Below are 16671 nucleotides of genomic sequence, written 5' to 3'. Positions count from 1 at the left end.
TTTTCCGCACCACCGAACAAGCAGCAATGGCGGCCTGGCCACTGCTCGGCTGCGGTAACAAAAACCTTATTGATGGCGTTGCCGTCAGCGCCATGCGCGAGGCCTTAAATCAGATGACGATGCAAGGAAGCATTGTTATCGGAGAAGGCGAAATTGACCATGCGCCGATGCTGTATATTGGCGAACAACTCGGCGCCGGTGGACCACCTGTTGATATTGCTGTTGATCCTATTGAAGGTACCCGCATGGTCGCGATGGGGCAAGCCAATGCGCTGGCTGTGATTGCTTTTGCCCCACGAGGGATGTTGTTACATGCGCCTGATATGTATATGCGAAAATTAGTGGTAGGTGCACAAGCCAAAGGTTCCATTGACTTGCGCCGTTCACTGGCAGAAAACCTGCGCTGTGTGGCGGCTAAGTTAAACAAACCTTTAAATACGTTACGCATGATTACCCTCGACAAACCGCGCCATCAGCAGGCTATCGAACAGGCCAATGCACTCGGTGTTAAAGTTTATGCTATTGCGGACGGCGATGTGGCCGCCAGCCTGATGACCTGCTTATCCAACGGGCAGGCCGATGTGATGTATTGCATCGGCGGCGCACCTGAAGGCGTTATCTCGGCCTGTGCCATTCGTGCTTTGGGCGGCGATATGCAAGCTGAATTGATCGACTTTTGTCAGGCCAAAGGGGAAAGCGTGACAAATCGGGATATTGCCCTCACGGAGCACCAACGCTGCCAGCAAATGGGAGTTAACCTTAATCAGGTCTATTCTCTGACCGAATTGGTGCGCTCCGGGCAGATTATTTTTTCCGCAACCGGCATAACTCAGGGTGATATCGTCACCGGTATTAAGGAAAAAAATGGGGGCCAACTTCAAACCCAAACACTTTTGATTAACGGGCTGGATAACACCTGTAATATCATCAACTCCCTCCACTATCGATAATGGTGTTAAGGGTAGGATGACTGCATTAACTGAAGATGACGTACTCGAAAGGCTCGCCAGCCCTGAAAATCTCAATGATTTTCTGCTGAATGCCAATGAGATCTTATTTCAGGGTATTAAAAGCCTTCTGCCCTATTTATTTATCAATAATGATGAAGATATTCAGGAATACGCCGTCAAGCCTTTATTAGCCAAGTCAGGCCCACTGGACAGTCTGGATGTTTCTTTGCGCTTAATTTATGCGTTGGGGCAAATAACAAAAGCGGTTTATGCCGATATTTTGTTATTTTCTCAGCTCAGTGAGCATTTGCAGGAAACCGGAGATATTACTGAGTTTCATGACGATATCGTTTATGAATTTATGGGTAATCTCAATGCCGTGACCCAGAATAAAACCTTATTTCAAATGATTGAAAAGATGAAGTTTTCTGACTTCACCATTTTTAATCAGACCCGCTACGGGAATATGGTGAAAACCGGGCTGACGTTGGCAGTGACGTCATTATTACAGGAACTGACTTATGAGAGTGGAACTTAACATTAATGGGCTACAGAACAGCGCGCATTTTCCCGACCGCGATATTACTCATCTGCATCTGCCACTATTAGCCTCACTGTCTCAGCAACAACAGCAGCTTCAGCGCCGCATGGTGGTTTTTTTATGCGCGCCACCCGGTACCGGTAAATCCACCCTCGCCACATTTTGGCAATGGCTTTCCCAACGTGACACCACTCTAACACCGGTACAATGTCTGCCTATGGACGGCTTTCACCACTACAATCACTACCTTGATGCCCACCAGTTACGCAGTAAAAAGGGAGCACCAGAAACCTTTGATTTGCCTAAGCTACGTCAGGCTATCCACAGCTTGCAGCAACCTGGAGCGACCTGGCCTGCCTATGACCGCCGGTTACATGACCCGGTTGAAGATGCCATTATTGTCGACGCACCGATTATCGTGCTGGAGGGCAATTGGTTATTACTGCAACAACCCGGTTGGCAGCAGTTGAAAGCACTGGCTGATTACACTATTTATATTAATGCCGCCCCAGAATTACTGCGGGATCGCCTGATTGAGCGCAAGATCCGTGGCGGTTTATCGCCACAACAGGCCGAGGATTTTTACCTCGCCACTGACGGCCCTAATGTGTTCAAGGTATTGCAGTTCAGCCAGCCCGCCGACTGTCATTTAGTGATGGATAGCGATATGAGTTACCACAAAGCCTGAGCCACAATAAGGAAAAACCCGCCAGCGGCGGGTTTTCACTTTTACACATCGGCTCAAGGTTGCGGGTCGCTGCCAGAATCCTCTTTGCGGGTTTTCACCCATTCTCGCAGTCGCTGAATATGCAGATACAGTGCGGGAATAAACAGTATCCCCACCGCAGTGGCCATCAACATGCCACCAAACACGGTGATACCGATAATTTGACGGCTCATCGCCCCGGCTCCACTGGCAAAAACCAGTGGCATCACCCCGAGGATAAACGAAATAGCAGTCATCATAACCGCACGAAAACGCTGCTTAGCACCTTCCTGTGCCGCATCACGGATACTCGCGCCCTCTTCTCTGCGGGCTTTAGAGAATTCGACGATCAAAATCGCATTCTTAGCTGCCAGCCCTATCAGCAACACTAAGCCGATTTGCGCGTACACATCGTTGGCAAACCCCATTGCCGCCAGCCCTGCTACCGCCCCGCCTACGGCAAACACCACCGAGAGGATAACCACCAGCGGAATACTCCAACTCTCATATTGGGCGACTAAAAACAGATAGGCAAAGACCAATGCAGCAAGATAGATAAACACCACTTGCCCGCCGGTTTGCTGCTCCTGCCACGACATTCCGCTCCAGCTATAGCTGTAACCTGACGGTAAATTCTGTGCCAATAACGACTCCATAGCCGCCATTGCCTGACCAGAGCTGGCACCATCAGCCGCAGAACCGCTGATGGCTACCGAAGGGAACTGGTTGAAATTACTGATAAAGGGCGCACCCACCGAGGGGGTTAACGTCACCAGATTTGCCAGACTGACCAATGCACCATTGTCACTGCGCACATTCAGACTATTTATCTGAGCGGTGCGCTGGCGGAAATCCATATCATTTTGTAATTGCACCCGGAACATACGGTTATTCAGGGTGAAATCTCCCGCATTCATTCCCCCAAGTGACGTTTGCAAGGTTTGGAAGATTCGGCTGACCGGTACCTGTAGCAGCGCGGCGCGGTCACGATCGATACTCAGATTAGTTTCAGGCACCGAAGCGCTGAAGGTGGTAAATACCCGGCTGAGTTTCGGGTCCTGATTAGCGGCAAAAATAATTCCCTGGCTCACCTGCGCCAACTCTTGCGGTGACTGGCCTAACAGCGCCTGAATACGTAAATCAAATCCAGAAGCACTGCCCAACCCGGCAATAGCCGGTGGGTTTACTGCCATGATCATCGCCGAAGGGATAGCGGCCAAATTGGTCTGAATACTGGCCAGCACGCGATCAATATGAGGCCGTTGCCCCCAAGGTTTTAGCATCACAATGGCAAATCCGGCATTGGGCGAGTTGTTGCCGCTAAGCAAACTGAAGCCAGTGATTTTTATCACATCCTCGACGGCATCATTATCAGTAACCACTTGATACATCTGGTCCATCACCGTCTGAGTCCGATTAAGCGAAGCCCCATCTGGTAGTTGTAAACTGACAAAGAAGTACCCCTGATCTTCCTCCGGCAGGAACGAGGTGGGTAAACGCGTGTAACCCCACCAGGTTGCCAGCCCCACCAGCAGTAGCGCGGCGATACTGAATACCGCTCGGCTACTGATACGGCTGGTCAATGAAACATAACCGTCGCGGGCGCGATCAAGCCCACGATTAATACCGCCGAACAGACCGGTATCTGCCAATGTGCGCCGTTTCAGCAATACCGCACACAGCGCCGGACTTAAGGTTAATGCATTGATACTGGATAAAATCACCGCCGCCGACAGTGTTACCGCAAACTGCCGGTATAGCTCACCGATAATCCCTGGCAAAATGGCAATCGGCACGAATACCGCCATCAGTACCAGGGTGGTTGCGATAATCGGCCCGGCAATTTGAGTCATTGCCTGTCTGGTTGCTTGCGCCGGTGACAGATCAGGGTCATTCGATAATAAGCGCTCGACGTTTTCCACCACCACAATAGCGTCATCAACCACAATGGTTAGCGCCAGAATAATGGCAAACAGGCTCAGGGTATTGGCCGAATAACCAAAGATATACAGTACAGCGAAGGTGCCGAGCAGGGAGACCGGAATGGTAAGCGCGACGATAAAAGTCGCCCGCATACTTTGCAAAAACAGATACACCACCGCCAATACCACAATTAAGGTTAACGTCAGTGACACTGCGATTTCATGCAATGTTGCGGTAACCGGCAGGGTGGAGTCGTAATTGATTTCATACGTCAGGTCTGGCGGGAAAGAGGCTGATAGCCGAGCCATTTCATCCCGTACCCCATTAGCCACATTTAACGCGTTGGCACCCGGTACCGGATAAACTACTAAAAATGCCGATTCAGTCTGGTTTTGCGCAGCACTGACCTGATAGTTCTGCGCCCCCAGCGCCACGCGAGCAACATCACCTAACCGAATCATGCCGCCCTGAGGATTGCTACGAATAATCACATTAGCAAACTGTTGTGGGTCCGTTAGCCGCCCTTGTCCACTGATGGTCAGGGTTTGCTGCTGACCGGGCACCGACGGTGATGAGCCAATCTGCCCGGCAGCCGCCTGTACGTTCTGCTGTTGTAATGCTGCGACAATATCCTGCACGCTGACATTCAGTGATTCCATCCGTTGCGGATTGAGCCAAACCCGCATGCTGTAATCACGCGCGCCAAATACCTGCACATCGCCGACACCATTGATACGCGCAATGGCATCACGCAACTGAATACTGGTGTAATTGCTGACAAACAGCGCATCATGGGTTTGTTTCGGTGAAAAAACACTGACTCCCAGCAACAAGTTAGAGGCCCGTTTGCGCACGGAAATACCGTTTTCATTCACCTCCGCCGGCAGCTGAGCACTCACCTGAGAAATGCGGTTTTGCACCTCAACCGCCGCCATATCGGGGTCGGTACCACTGGCAAAGGTAATACTTAACTGATAACTGCCGTTATTAGCACTGGTCGATTCCATATACAGCATATTGCTGACACCGTTGACCTGCGCTTCCAGTGGTGAGGCCACAGCTTGTGCAACATCGCGGGCACTGGCTCCGGGGTAGACGGCACTCACGGAAACCACCGGTGGCGTAATATCAGGATATTGTTCCACCGGAATCACATACAACGACACCCAGCCAACAATGGTTATCACCAGTGCAATAACAATGGCAAACTTGGGCCGACGGATAAAGAAATGCAGCATCTGGCCTTCCCCTTAATTTACTGTCAGTGGTGTAGCAACGCTGGCGCTAACCGTCATCCCTGGCCGGACATGTTGTAGCCCTGCCACAATCACTCGTTCGCCCACTTTCAGCCCGTCAGTCACTTCATATTGTTGTTCAAACTGCTCACCCAACGTCACTTGCCGCACATCGACCTGATCTTTATCGTTCACCACCAAAACAAAGTGTCCCTGCTTATTCTGCTGCAATGCGGCAATCGGTATGACAGTAACCGGTTTTGCCATTTCTGCTGCCAGCGACACATTCACCACCCCACCGGGCAGTAATAAATGCCGTGGATTGGCAAAACGGGTACGCAGGGTAACGGTACCGGTCTGTTTATCAATTTGATTATCAACGGACTCAAAAACGCCGCGTTCCGGGTACTGCTTACCATTCGCCAGTTGAATACGAGGAGTAAAGTTGCCAAACGGCAATGTACTGCTGTCCGCAGAGGGACCTGCAACCGACAACTGATAGGTTGCTGTAATGTAATCTCGTTCATTCACTGCGATAGCTACCCGAATCGGATCAAGTTGGACAATATTGACCAACGTGCCGCTGGCAGGATTAATTAGGCTACCGACATTAAAACGGCTGTGACCAATCTGACCGGTTATCGGCGCGTAAATACGGGTAAAACTGAGCTGTAATTGCTGGATTTGCAGGTTCGCCTGCGCCTGAGCTACCGCCGCGCGGCTGATATCGCGCTGCGCTTGTGCTTCGTCAACTTCCGCCTGGCTGACCGAGCGATTACTTCCCAAACGCTGTAAGCGGGTGAGGTTCACCTGAGCATGATTAGCACTGGCAGTCGCACTGTCTAACTGCGCCTGGGCCTGCGTTACTGCGGCCTGATGCAACGCGGGATCAATTTCATACAATAGAGAGCCCTGCTTGACCATCTGCCCTTCGGTAAACAACCGCGCAGCAATAAACCCTTCGGTGCGGGTCGTCACATCCACCGACTGAATCGCCTCCACGCGCCCCAAATACTGTAACGCAGTATCCGGTGTGATTGAGGTTACGACCGAAACAGTAACCGCAGGCAGCGGTGCTGCTGCAAAAACCTGATGTGTCACAAGACTCAACAGCAAGAGCAAATTCAGCCGAGTCCGTAGGATTCGTGGCACGTAATTGATTAGCGTGGACCAAACCAAATTCAGTGTAACCATGGTCATTCCTTACTCTCGGCAAAAAGTGATAATTTCATAAAGAGCGCGCAACCTTTTGCGGGCCAAAGAGAAGGTAACGTATTACACCTATAATGATAAGAGACTAAGATTATATTCATGTTAGTTTATATTTCTTCTGAGTCTTCACTTCCTGCTGATTAAATGGATGTTTTATCCTATTTAGGATCAGCCTAAATTTTGTAAGTGCCAAGGGAACTCACTATGACGGACTCCAGCCAGCCAGAATCACCATCACGGGCAAAAGGAGATAATGTTTTCTTTGCAAAACAAACTTTACAGGCTATGGCCTTGCTGGTTGGGGCAACCATCATTATTGCAGCGGTAGGCATTATCTATATCGCCTCGCAATTAAATGAACGAGCGACATCTCAAAGTCGTTTTCTGGTAGAAAAAGCCTGGAAAATGCGGCAAGACTCAATAAAAACCCGAATAAAAGACAATGCTTTCTGGGGTGATGCTTATGAACATTTGCATGTAAAAGTCGATCCTGACTGGGCTTTTGTCAGCCAAAATCTGGGGCCTTCACTGTATAGCGACTTTAATTATGAGGGAGTGTTTGTTGTTGATGGGCTAGGAAAAACCCGTTATTCGGTCATCAATGGGCAACTGAAAGATATTAGCCTGCCCGATTGGCTCAACAAAGATATAACCCCGTTGATTGACGCCGCCCGAGCGCGGGCAGACAAACAATATATTGCAACTGAAACCATCGACGTGGCTGGGCAACCGGCCATTGTTGCGGCTGCGGCCTTAACTACTGGTAGTGATCCACGCGTTAAAACAGTGGCTGGAGCACCCTCTGTTCTGGTGTTTATCGATTTACTGACACAGCCCGAGCTAAATACCTTGGGCGAAGATTATGGTATTCATCAACTGCGTACCCCTGAGGATGAAAAAGACGCGGCATCCAGCCCGTCAGTTCTATTATCTGCCAGTGATAACAGCGCATTGACGCTGCATTGGAATCAGGATATGCCCGGCGCGCAACTGCTCAACATATTACTCCCACTACTGACGCTGGTTGCATTGATTCTTGGGCTGACCGGCTGGTTAGTTCTGCGGCGGGCGATGTCAGAAGCACGGGTAGCGGATGAAAACAAATCTGCTTTAATCGCCAGCGAAGAACGCTTTCGTCATGTCGCCGAAGCTGCTACCGACTGGTTATGGGAAACCGATGCCGATTTACGCATCACCTACCTGTCGCAACGGTTTTTGACCATTACCGGATTAAGTGTGGAGCGCTGGCTGGGGCGTAATCTTGATTCACTGTTAAATTGCGATATTATCCCGCTGCGCTCTTGGTTACAGCACACCCATCTGACTGAATCTCGCAATGAGTTGCAATGCACTTATTTCTCCGCCAAAGGCGATAAACGCATTTGCCGTATTTATGCCAAACCTATCATCCAAAACAACGAAACCATTGGGTTCCGTGGCACCGCATCGGATATCACCCGTGAAATAGAAGCACAGGAACGGATTCAGCACCTCTCTCTACATGATGCATTGACCGGTTTACCCAACCGTCTGCGAATGAAAGAATTCCTGGAAAATAAGTTACGCCATTTAGCTGCGGCCCCCCACCCGCTGGTTATCCTCAATGTTGACTTGGATAAGTTTAAACCTGTTAACGACACTTTTGGTCATGTTACCGGTGATCTGGTACTGCATCAGGTATCTGAACGCCTAAGAAGTTGTTTGCGTGATCAAGATTTAGTCGCGCGTCAGGGGGGAGATGAATTTGTTCTAATTATCACAGGTCTTGCGTCACGCAAAGAAATTGAACAGCTTTGTACGCGCGTTATCACCCGAATCGAAAGTCCTTACGTGATAAATGATCAGGATATTTATATCGGGGCCAGCATTGGTATTGCACTGGCACCTCAAGACTCAATGCAAGCCGAAGAGCTATTACGATTTGCAGATATTGCCATGTATGAAGCTAAAAACAGTGGCCGTAACCGTTGGAGCTTCTACTCCAGTGAAATGAATGAGCGCCTGATGCAACGCAGTGAGCTAGAGCGTTTTTTACGTCAGGCCGTTAAGCACAACGAATTTAACCTTTATTACCAGCCACGCTACCGTATTGAGGGAACACAACTGACGGGTGCTGAAGCCTTGGTGCGCTGGAACCACCCGATTTTGGGGCTGCTGATGCCGGATCAATTTATTGCGCTGGCCGAAGAGACGGGGCTTATCACCTCAATTAGCGACTGGACCATGCTACAGGCATGTCAGGATGCATCGACATGGCCCTCGTCACTGATTGTTTCCGTTAATATTTCTGCGGTTGAATTCAGGAACCAGCGCCTGATAGAACGAGTGCGCCAAGTCCTGCTGCTCACTGGGCTACCTAGCCATCGATTGGAGCTGGAAATCACCGAGCGGATAATGATTGAAGATGCCGATGGTGCCTTTAAAACCATGACAGCATTGAAAACCCTGGGTGTGCGCTTATCGATGGATGACTTTGGTACTGGATATTCCTCACTGAATTATCTGCGCCGCTTCCCGTTCGATGGATTGAAAATTGATAAGAGCTTTACCGATGAACTGGCCGAGTCACATGAAGGCCAATCAATTGTCGAAGGAATCATTAACCTCGGCCATGCGCTGTCCATGACGGTGACCGCCGAAGGGGTAGAAACCGCCGAGCAGCTCGGGCAGTTACAGACTCTGATGTGTGATGAAGTTCAGGGTTATTTCTTGGGTAAGCCAATGAAACTGGATGATTTATTAGTTCTTATCCGTAATACACATTATGATTGAGGGCCGTTCAGCCGCTGGCGCTCAAGGCGATAGGGCTGAGCGGTAACGCTATTTTTAAGAGGTTAACCGGGGAGAGGCTATACCAGATCGCTTATTTTCAGTTGATAAAGGCCATCTAGAAAAGCTGGAATAAAGCTACCAGGGCCTGCCACCTGCTGAGATACCTGCCCGCCGACTTGTGACATCACCCGGCAAGCCGTTGCCACATGATGTAAACGGTCGCCTTCCAGTGCGCAAAATGCCGCTACCACGGCAGAAAGTGCGCACCCCGTCCCCACTACCCGGGTCATCAGTTTATCGCCACCGGTCACGGCAAAATCACGCAGGCCGTCGGTGATATAATCCACCTCACCGGTAACCGCAACCACAGTCTGCACCTGTAGTGCCAATTGGCGAGCAGCAGGCAGTGCACTCACCGAAGAATCGACACTATCCACCCCACGCCCCATAGTCGCCATACCGCTTAATGCCATGATTTCCGAGGCGTTACCCCGTATTGCCGCCGGTTTTAGCGCTAATAATTGATGGGCAAAATCAGTACGATAGACAAGCCCGCCGACCGCAACGGGGTCCAGCACCCAAGGGGTAGAGGATTGATTTGCCGCCTGGATTGCCGCCAGCATGGATTCGGCCTGAGCGCGGTGTAACGTGCCGATATTGATAAGTAAACTGTTCGCCATTGTACTAAATTGTGCGGCCTCTTCAGCTTCAACCACCATGGCAGGAAAAGCCCCTAATGCCAGTAACACATTGGCAGTGAAGGACTGTACTACCTCATTAGTCAGGCAATGGACTAATGGCGGTGTAGTTTGGAATTGTTGCAAACAGGCCGCCGCCAGTGCATCAGGGTACGGGAGAGGAGCGATTGAAAAGTCAGAGCGAATAGTATTCATGATATCCCCCACCGGCGAAGAAGAAGGGGGACCGTTGTTTATGGACTCAACAACGATACCGCGACTTCCCTCCGCTGGTATAATCCAGATCAGGTAATACGGGTAAAATCTCAGCCATTACGCATTTAGCGGCAGGCACCCCGAGTCAACGAGCTTTATTATTAACACAATTAGCGGTAATCAAACACCATTAGCCATAATCATCACTTATGGCATTTTGACGCAGCGGCAATCAGTGCTTGCCCTAGAGACAGCCCACCATCACCGGCAGGCAGACGCTGGGGCAGCAACAGTTGGAAATCATGCAGTTGTGCGCTAAGTAACTCACGCAGTAACCGGTTATGTAGCACCCCACCTGAAAAGACAATAGTATCAATACGATAATACTGGGCCGCCTGCCGCGCCAAAGTAGCAAATCCCTGGGCCAGAGCAAAATGGAACGCATAGGCCCGCTCAGCCGGAGTGGCATTATAAGCCAACCATTGCTGCCAGAAAGTGGCTAAGTCCAGTTGGTTATCGCACAGCGGCATCGTCACTGGCGGTACTGAAACCGCACTTTGTCGCGCCAGTGCTTCCAACTGGCAGGCGGCTTCGCCCTCCCAACTTATCGATAGCGGGGCAAGATTGAGTGCAGCCGCTACTGCATCAAATAAGCGCCCAGTTGAAGAGGCCAACGGCGCATTAATCCCCCGCTCAATCGCCCGCGCCAATACCCTACCCTCCGGCTGAGGAATCACCGCACTCTCAGGCAAATGTTGCCAATTGGGGACATAGCGCTGTAACTGGGCCAGCAGGTTACGCCACGGTTGACGCGAGGCCAGATCGCCACCGGGTAGTGCCACTGCGGGCAAGCCACCAATATATTCACAGCTCGTATAATCTACTCGTAGGCATTCACCGCCCCACAATTGACCATCAGCGCCATAACCCAGCCCATCCAATGCCACACCAATCACCGCCCCACCCTCGCGAGGCCAGCCATGCTCTGCCAGACAAGCCACCAGATGGGCATGATGATGTAGCACGTCAACACAAGGGATATTCCACTGTGCTGCCAGGGTTTTCCCTAATTGGTGGCTGACGTATCCGGGGTGAGCATCCACCGCTATCACCTGTGGTGTGAAATGGTAAATATCACAAAACAGCGCCACTAACTGCTGCTGTTGCTGTGCGATATCGCGGTCTTCCAGATCCCCCAGATGTTGACTCAACACTGCATTACCATCACGCAGCAGGCAAAACGTGTTTTTCATATCCGCACCCAGCGCCAGAACTGCTGGCTGCTGGCTAAATCCCGGAGGTAACTCGAAAGCATCTGGCACATACCCTCTGGCTCGGCGTAGCATTTCAGCACTGCTGCCGGTGAGTCGCACTAATGAGTCATCGGCCCGCTGCACAATTTGCCTATCGTGCAATAACCAGTGGTCAGCAATATCTCTCAGGGCACCTAGCGCCTGCTCATTACTCAATGCCGGGGGTTTACCACGGCCATTACCGGAGGTTATCACCAGAGGCCGTCCGACCTGTTGCAGCAGCAAATGTTGTAACGGATTGGCGGGTAGCATCACGCCAATTTCAGGTAAGCCCGGTGCCAGCGCCGTACACAGCGGGCTATCAGCCCGCGACGAAACCAACACAATCGGAGCCGCAGGGCTACGTAACACGCGTAATAACGCGGCGCTATCGTTACTTTGCACGCAGCGTGATAACCAGTCGGCGTGCGGTAACATCACCGCCAGCGGCTTGGAAGGCCGTTGCTTGCGCTGCCGTAAACGGGCCACCGCAGCAGCATTGGTGGCATCTACCGCCAGATGGAATCCTCCCAGCCCTTTGACGGCAACAATATCTCCTGCCAACAGGGCGGCTGCGGCTTGCTCTAGCGCCGCAAAGTTGTGCGCAATCGATTGTCCCTCTCGCCCCGTTAGCCACAATTGCGGGCCACAATCGGCACAGGCATTGGGTTGGGCGTGAAAACGGCGATCGGCCGGATGGTCATATTCTGCCTGACAGGCGGCACATAGTGGGAATTCGCGCATGGCGGTATAAGGCCGGTCATAGGGCATGCGGTGAATAATAGTAAAACGTGGGCCACAATGGGTGCAGTTGATAAACGGGTAGCGGTAGCGACGATTGGCAGGATGGTTCATTTCAGCCAAACAGGCGTCGCAGGTTGCAGCATCCGGTACAATTTGCGTATCCATCTGCCCGGCACCGCTGTGATGAATCACAAAATCCAGTGGCGGCTGCGCCCAATGGTAGGGCGAGGTGGTGACACTATCAATTTGTGCCAATGGCGGGCAATGACGCGGCAGTGCCTGTAAGAAATCCGCCAGCGCCGGTGATTGCCACAAGTGAATCGTCACGCCCGCACTGTCGTTACTGACATCGCCCCTTAGCGCAAAGCGGTGGGCAAGCTGCCAGATATAAGGGCGGAACCCCACGCCTTGCACCTTACCTTTTACCCGCAGGCAGAGGCCATTTTTATCCACAGAAACTCCTTCACAAGGCTGCCAGCAACCTGTTTTATAGCTCGGAGATTGCGGGGCGACTGCACCGATGGGCGCTTCGACGGCTCACGCCGTTACGACCCATTCGGCACATTTCCCCACTTATCAAATAGTTAATCGCCTGTCACTTCAAGTGCGAATGGGTTCCCAAAAGTCATTGGAGTTACAGGTAGGCAGCAAGTAAGCAAATCCCGATGAGCTGACATCAGTCAGTGATTCGGGTGAGCGAACGCAGCTAACACCCCTGCGGCTTCAAGGACGAATGGGTTCCCAAAAGTCATTGGAGTTGCAGGTAGGCAGCAAGTAAGCAAATCCCGATGAGCTGACATCAGTCAGTGATTCGGGTGAGCGAACGCAGCTAACACCCCTGCGGCTTCAAGGACGAATGGGATCAGCAAATACGGGGCAATGGCTCATCCAGAGGCAAATCCAATCTACGCGAAACACCATACGCACCGCATAAGCGCACTTGTTTATTCTCAGTCACCTGCCCGATAACGGCGGCATCCTGGCCGAGTGGATGGTTATGGAGCGCTGTTAATACCACTTCTTGTGCCTCTGGTGACACCACCAGCACCAGCTTACCTTCGTTGGCAAAGTTGAGTGCATCCAGCCCCAGCAATTCGCAAATACCCCGCACCGCCGGTTTCAGGGGGAGATCTGATTCGTTGATCTCCATGCCGCAACCGCTGGCGGCCGCAAATTCATGTAGGATCGCCGTCACGCCGCCACGGGTAGCATCACGTAACGCCCGCACTCCGGGAATAGATCGCAGCGGAGCGATCAACGGTGCCAATAGTGCACAATCGCTCACCAGCTCTGCTTCCAGCCCCAGCCCTTCACGCAGGTTCAGAATGGTCGCGCCATGATCACCTAAAGTGCCACTGACAACGATCCGATCACCAGCACGGATCATCGCGGTTCCCCAGTGAATATCTGCGGGGATCACGCCTATGCCGGTGGTATTGATAAAGATCTTATCCGCCGCGCCACGCTGCACGACTTTGGTATCACCTGTAACTATCTGAATCCCCGCCTGCCGCGCGGTAGCCGCCATTGATTGCACAATGCGCGTGAGAACATCCATCGGCAAACCTTCTTCCAGAATAAAACCGCAGGAGAGATAGCGTGGTGTTGCGCCACTGACTGCCACATCATTTGCTGTGCCGCACACGGCCAACTTGCCGATATCGCCGCCGGGGAAAAAGATCGGATCAATAACATAGCTGTCGGTGGATACCGCCAGCCGATCGCCCTGTACAGTTAGATCCGCCAGCGCGATACGCGCCTGATCTTCCCGTTCATTCAGCGCCGGATTGGAAAATTCCGCCAGAAACAGTGATTCGATCAAGCTCTGCATTGCCCGACCACCGCTGCCGTGGGCCAGAGTAATCTCTTTCTTATTCATTTAGTTGTGACCTTATTAATAACCCAAAGTCATTGAAGTTGCAGGTAGGTGCGGCAAGCGAACGCAGCTCCCCCCAGCAGCTTCAAGTACCAAGGGTTATCGATACTGATAATAAGCGGCGCAGGCCCCTTCGGATGACACCATCAGCGCGCCAAAGGCATTGTCTGGCGTACACTCACCGCCGAACAGTGAGCATTGATCAGGCTTGCAACGCCCAGTCAGCACATCACCACAGCGAGATCGTGGAGAGTCTGCCACCTGCTGCTGCTGTGGTTTGAAACGTAATTCGGCATCAAATTCGGTATAGTCAGGGCTGAGTTGTACGCCGGAATCCGCGATTTCGCCCAAACCACGCCATTCGCTGCTGGCTTTAGCAACAAAAACCTCTGTCATTGCCTGTTGTGCCAGTAAGTTGCCGCTGTCCGGCACGATACGCCGATACTGGTTCTCTACCACACAACGCCCGCTGACCATCTGTTCAAGCAGCATTACTAGCCCCTGCAAGATATCCAGCGGCTCAAAACCGGTAACCACCAATGGCTTGTGGAATTGGTCACAAATAAAGCCATAGGGCGTGGTGCCAATCACCATACTGACATGACCGGGAGCCAGAAAAGCGTCGATACGCACATCCGGTTGTTGCAGCAAGCTACGCAAGGTAGGAATGATGGTGATGTGCTGGCAGAACACAGTGAAATTGGTCAACCCGAGCCGTTTGGCTTGTTGCAGGGTTAAGGCACTGGCAGGCATGGTGGTTTCAAAGCCGAGGCCAAAAAACACCACTTGGCGATCAGGATTATGCTGTGCCAGCGTCAGTGCATCCAACGGCGAATAGACCACGCGAATATCCGCGCCGCGCCGTTTGGCATCCAGCATCGAACCATTGCGCCCTGGCACACGCATCGCATCACCGTAAGTGCAAAAAATCACCTCAGGATGCGTGGCGATTTCCAAACAGCTATCAATGCGGCCCATCGGCAACACACACACCGGGCAGCCCGGTCCATGGACAAACTCCAACCCCTCAGGCAGCAGTTGATCAAGGCCGAATTTGAAGATCGCATAAGTGTGCCCACCGCAGACTTCCATAATTTGTAGTGGCAAGCGCTGTTGATCCGCGATCTGCGGCAATAACTGTTCGATCCGTTGCAATAATGCGCTCACTAATGCGGGATCACGAAACTCATCAACGTAACGCATCGCGTGCCTCGCTTGCAGCGCTGGCATCCCAATCCAGCCCAACTGCCTGCATATGTTCCAGCGCGGCCAGTGTCTGTTGTGCCTCTTCTTCGTCAAGCAGGCTCATGGCAAACCCAACATGCACCAACACCCACTGACCTAGCAATGCCGCCGGGGTATCGTCGCATACCAGTGCGATATTGATTTCACGCTTCACTCCGCTCACTTCCACCCATGCCAGTTGGTGAATGTCTTCACCCACCGCCACAATTTTGCCGGGAACGCCTATGCACATCGCTGTGTCTCCAGCCATTCCAGCCACAAATCCATCCCCTCTCCGCTACTGGCAGACAGCGCAATCACCTGAATATCAGGATTCACCTGACGGGCATAGGCAATGCACTGTTCAATATCAAAATCCAGATAGGGCAGCAGATCGATTTTATTGATAATCATCAGGGTGGAAGCTGCAAACATATGGGGGTATTTCAGCGGCTTATCTTCGCCTTCAGTAACTGACAATACCGCCACTTTATGGCGTTCGCCCAGATCAAAGCTAGCCGGACACACCAAGTTGCCGACGTTTTCAATAAACAGCAGGCTATCATCAGCCAGAGCTAAACGGTGTGCCGCATCGTGCACCATCTGCGCATCCAGATGGCAGCCTTTACCGGTATTGACCTGAATCGCGGGTACGCCTGTGGCGCGAATACGTTCGGCATCATGGGTGGTTTGCTGATCACATTCAATTACCGCGCAAGGCACTTGCCCGGCCAGCAGTTGCAAGGTCGAGGTCAGTAGCGTGGTTTTGCCAGAACCGGGGCTGGAAACCAAATTCAGCGCCAGAATATGTTGTTCGACAAAATGCTCACGATTATGGTGAGCTAACTGGTTATTTTTGCTCAGCACGTCTTGCTCGATTTGCAGCAAGCGGCGCTGACCCATGCCCGGTGCGTGGCTGCCAGCCTCGCCCTGTCCGTAATGCAGCCCTTGTTGATCGGCATGCACTTGTGGCGCAAAGGTTTCAGCTTCCGGCTGAGCTGATTCCGGTATCGCTACCGGTTCAGGCGTTTTACCGTGGTAGTGATGATGAACATCGCCCTGATGGTAATAATAGTGATGATGGACAATGACCGGCTGCGTGCCTTTGGCAACATATTTATGTTTATGCTGAGTTTTTTGCGGCTGGGCATCGTTGGGGTGGTCATGATGGTGATCATCATGGTGGTGGCCATCGTGATGATGGTGGCCGTGACCATCATCATGATGGTCGTGGTCATGATGGTGACTGTCGTCGCCTTCGATCTTTGTTTCGCCGCTGGCGCAACCACAAGTCGTGCACATA

At 51.9% G+C, this 16671-nt stretch carries 12 protein-coding genes and 1 riboswitch; of the genes, 4 read left to right on the top strand and 8 right to left on the bottom strand.

Going from position 1 to position 16671, the window contains the following annotated elements:
- The first annotated feature begins 26 nt into the window (after window positions 1–26).
- The 3 genes from glpX to V2A84_RS22270 are packed head-to-tail and all read left to right on the top strand — an operon-like array spanning window position 27 to window position 2179.
- Complete coding sequence (gene glpX / locus V2A84_RS22280) at window positions 27–950, top strand: class II fructose-bisphosphatase (RefSeq protein ID WP_372569916.1); 924 nt, start codon at window positions 27–29, stop codon at window positions 948–950.
- Between the two features lie 16 nt (window positions 951–966).
- The gene (locus V2A84_RS22275) at window positions 967–1488 is read left to right on the top strand and encodes an MltR family transcriptional regulator (RefSeq protein WP_372560541.1); all 522 of its coding nucleotides are present in this window, start codon (window positions 967–969) and stop codon (window positions 1486–1488) included.
- A complete protein-coding gene (locus V2A84_RS22270; RefSeq protein ID WP_083162487.1) occupies window positions 1472–2179 on the top strand; it encodes a nucleoside/nucleotide kinase family protein in 708 nt (235 codons plus the stop codon). Before V2A84_RS22275 ends, V2A84_RS22270 begins: the two co-directional genes overlap by 17 nt.
- Window positions 2180–2232: 53 nt before the next feature.
- Here V2A84_RS22270 and V2A84_RS22265 read toward each other — a convergent pair whose 3' ends face one another.
- Both V2A84_RS22265 and V2A84_RS22260 read right to left on the bottom strand, forming a co-directional pair.
- Window positions 2233–5358 carry an efflux RND transporter permease subunit gene (locus V2A84_RS22265; protein ID WP_083162485.1) on the bottom strand — a complete coding sequence of 1042 codons (3126 nt, stop codon included), beginning with the start codon at window positions 5356–5358 and terminating at the stop codon, window positions 2233–2235.
- A 12-nt stretch (window positions 5359–5370) separates the two neighbouring features.
- Window positions 5371–6549 carry an efflux RND transporter periplasmic adaptor subunit gene (locus V2A84_RS22260; protein WP_420073224.1) on the bottom strand — a complete coding sequence of 393 codons (1179 nt, stop codon included), beginning with the start codon at window positions 6547–6549 and terminating at the stop codon, window positions 5371–5373.
- A gap of 222 nt (window positions 6550–6771) precedes the next feature.
- Here V2A84_RS22260 and V2A84_RS22255 point away from each other — a divergent pair, with 222 nt between their 5' ends.
- Entirely contained in the window at window positions 6772–9339 is a 2568-nt protein-coding gene (locus tag V2A84_RS22255; protein ID WP_193784773.1) for a bifunctional diguanylate cyclase/phosphodiesterase, read from the top strand.
- A gap of 77 nt (window positions 9340–9416) precedes the next feature.
- Here the strand turns inward: V2A84_RS22255 and thiM are convergent, their stop codons facing one another.
- The 6 genes from thiM to hypB all read right to left on the bottom strand — a co-directional run bounded on the left by thiM (window position 9417) and on the right by hypB (window position 16670).
- On the bottom strand, window positions 9417–10232 hold the full coding sequence (thiM, locus tag V2A84_RS22250) for a hydroxyethylthiazole kinase (RefSeq protein WP_083162479.1): 816 nt from the start codon (window positions 10230–10232) through the stop codon (window positions 9417–9419).
- Between the two features lie 49 nt (window positions 10233–10281).
- A riboswitch (TPP riboswitch) is annotated at window positions 10282–10385 on the bottom strand.
- A 50-nt stretch (window positions 10386–10435) separates the two neighbouring features.
- Window positions 10436–12721 (bottom strand): carbamoyltransferase HypF, encoded by a 2286-nt coding sequence (gene hypF / locus V2A84_RS22245; protein WP_442849062.1) that lies wholly within the window; start codon window positions 12719–12721, stop codon window positions 10436–10438.
- Between the two features lie 409 nt (window positions 12722–13130).
- Window positions 13131–14147: a hydrogenase expression/formation protein HypE gene (gene hypE, locus V2A84_RS22240; RefSeq protein ID WP_083162475.1), complete on the bottom strand. Its 1017-nt coding sequence runs from the start codon at window positions 14145–14147 to the stop codon at window positions 13131–13133.
- A 96-nt stretch (window positions 14148–14243) separates the two neighbouring features.
- A complete protein-coding gene (hypD, locus tag V2A84_RS22235) occupies window positions 14244–15347 on the bottom strand; it encodes a hydrogenase formation protein HypD (protein WP_442849061.1) in 1104 nt (367 codons plus the stop codon).
- Window positions 15334–15621 carry a hydrogenase maturation factor HybG gene (gene hybG, locus V2A84_RS22230; RefSeq protein ID WP_083162471.1) on the bottom strand — a complete coding sequence of 96 codons (288 nt, stop codon included), beginning with the start codon at window positions 15619–15621 and terminating at the stop codon, window positions 15334–15336. The genes hypD and hybG overlap by 14 nt, the downstream gene beginning before the upstream one ends.
- The gene (gene hypB, locus V2A84_RS22225; RefSeq protein ID WP_442849060.1) at window positions 15612–16670 is read right to left on the bottom strand and encodes a hydrogenase nickel incorporation protein HypB; all 1059 of its coding nucleotides are present in this window, start codon (window positions 16668–16670) and stop codon (window positions 15612–15614) included. Before hypB ends, hybG begins: the two co-directional genes overlap by 10 nt.
- Window position 16671: the final 1 nt, after the last annotated feature.

It is taken from the genome of Yersinia sp. 2553 StPb PI, assembly GCF_052217105.1.
Classification (GTDB): Bacteria; Pseudomonadota; Gammaproteobacteria; order Enterobacterales; family Enterobacteriaceae; genus Yersinia; species Yersinia enterocolitica_E.
The sequence above is the reverse complement of the archived record's forward strand: the minus strand, read 5'-3'. Positions and strand labels throughout refer to the sequence as shown.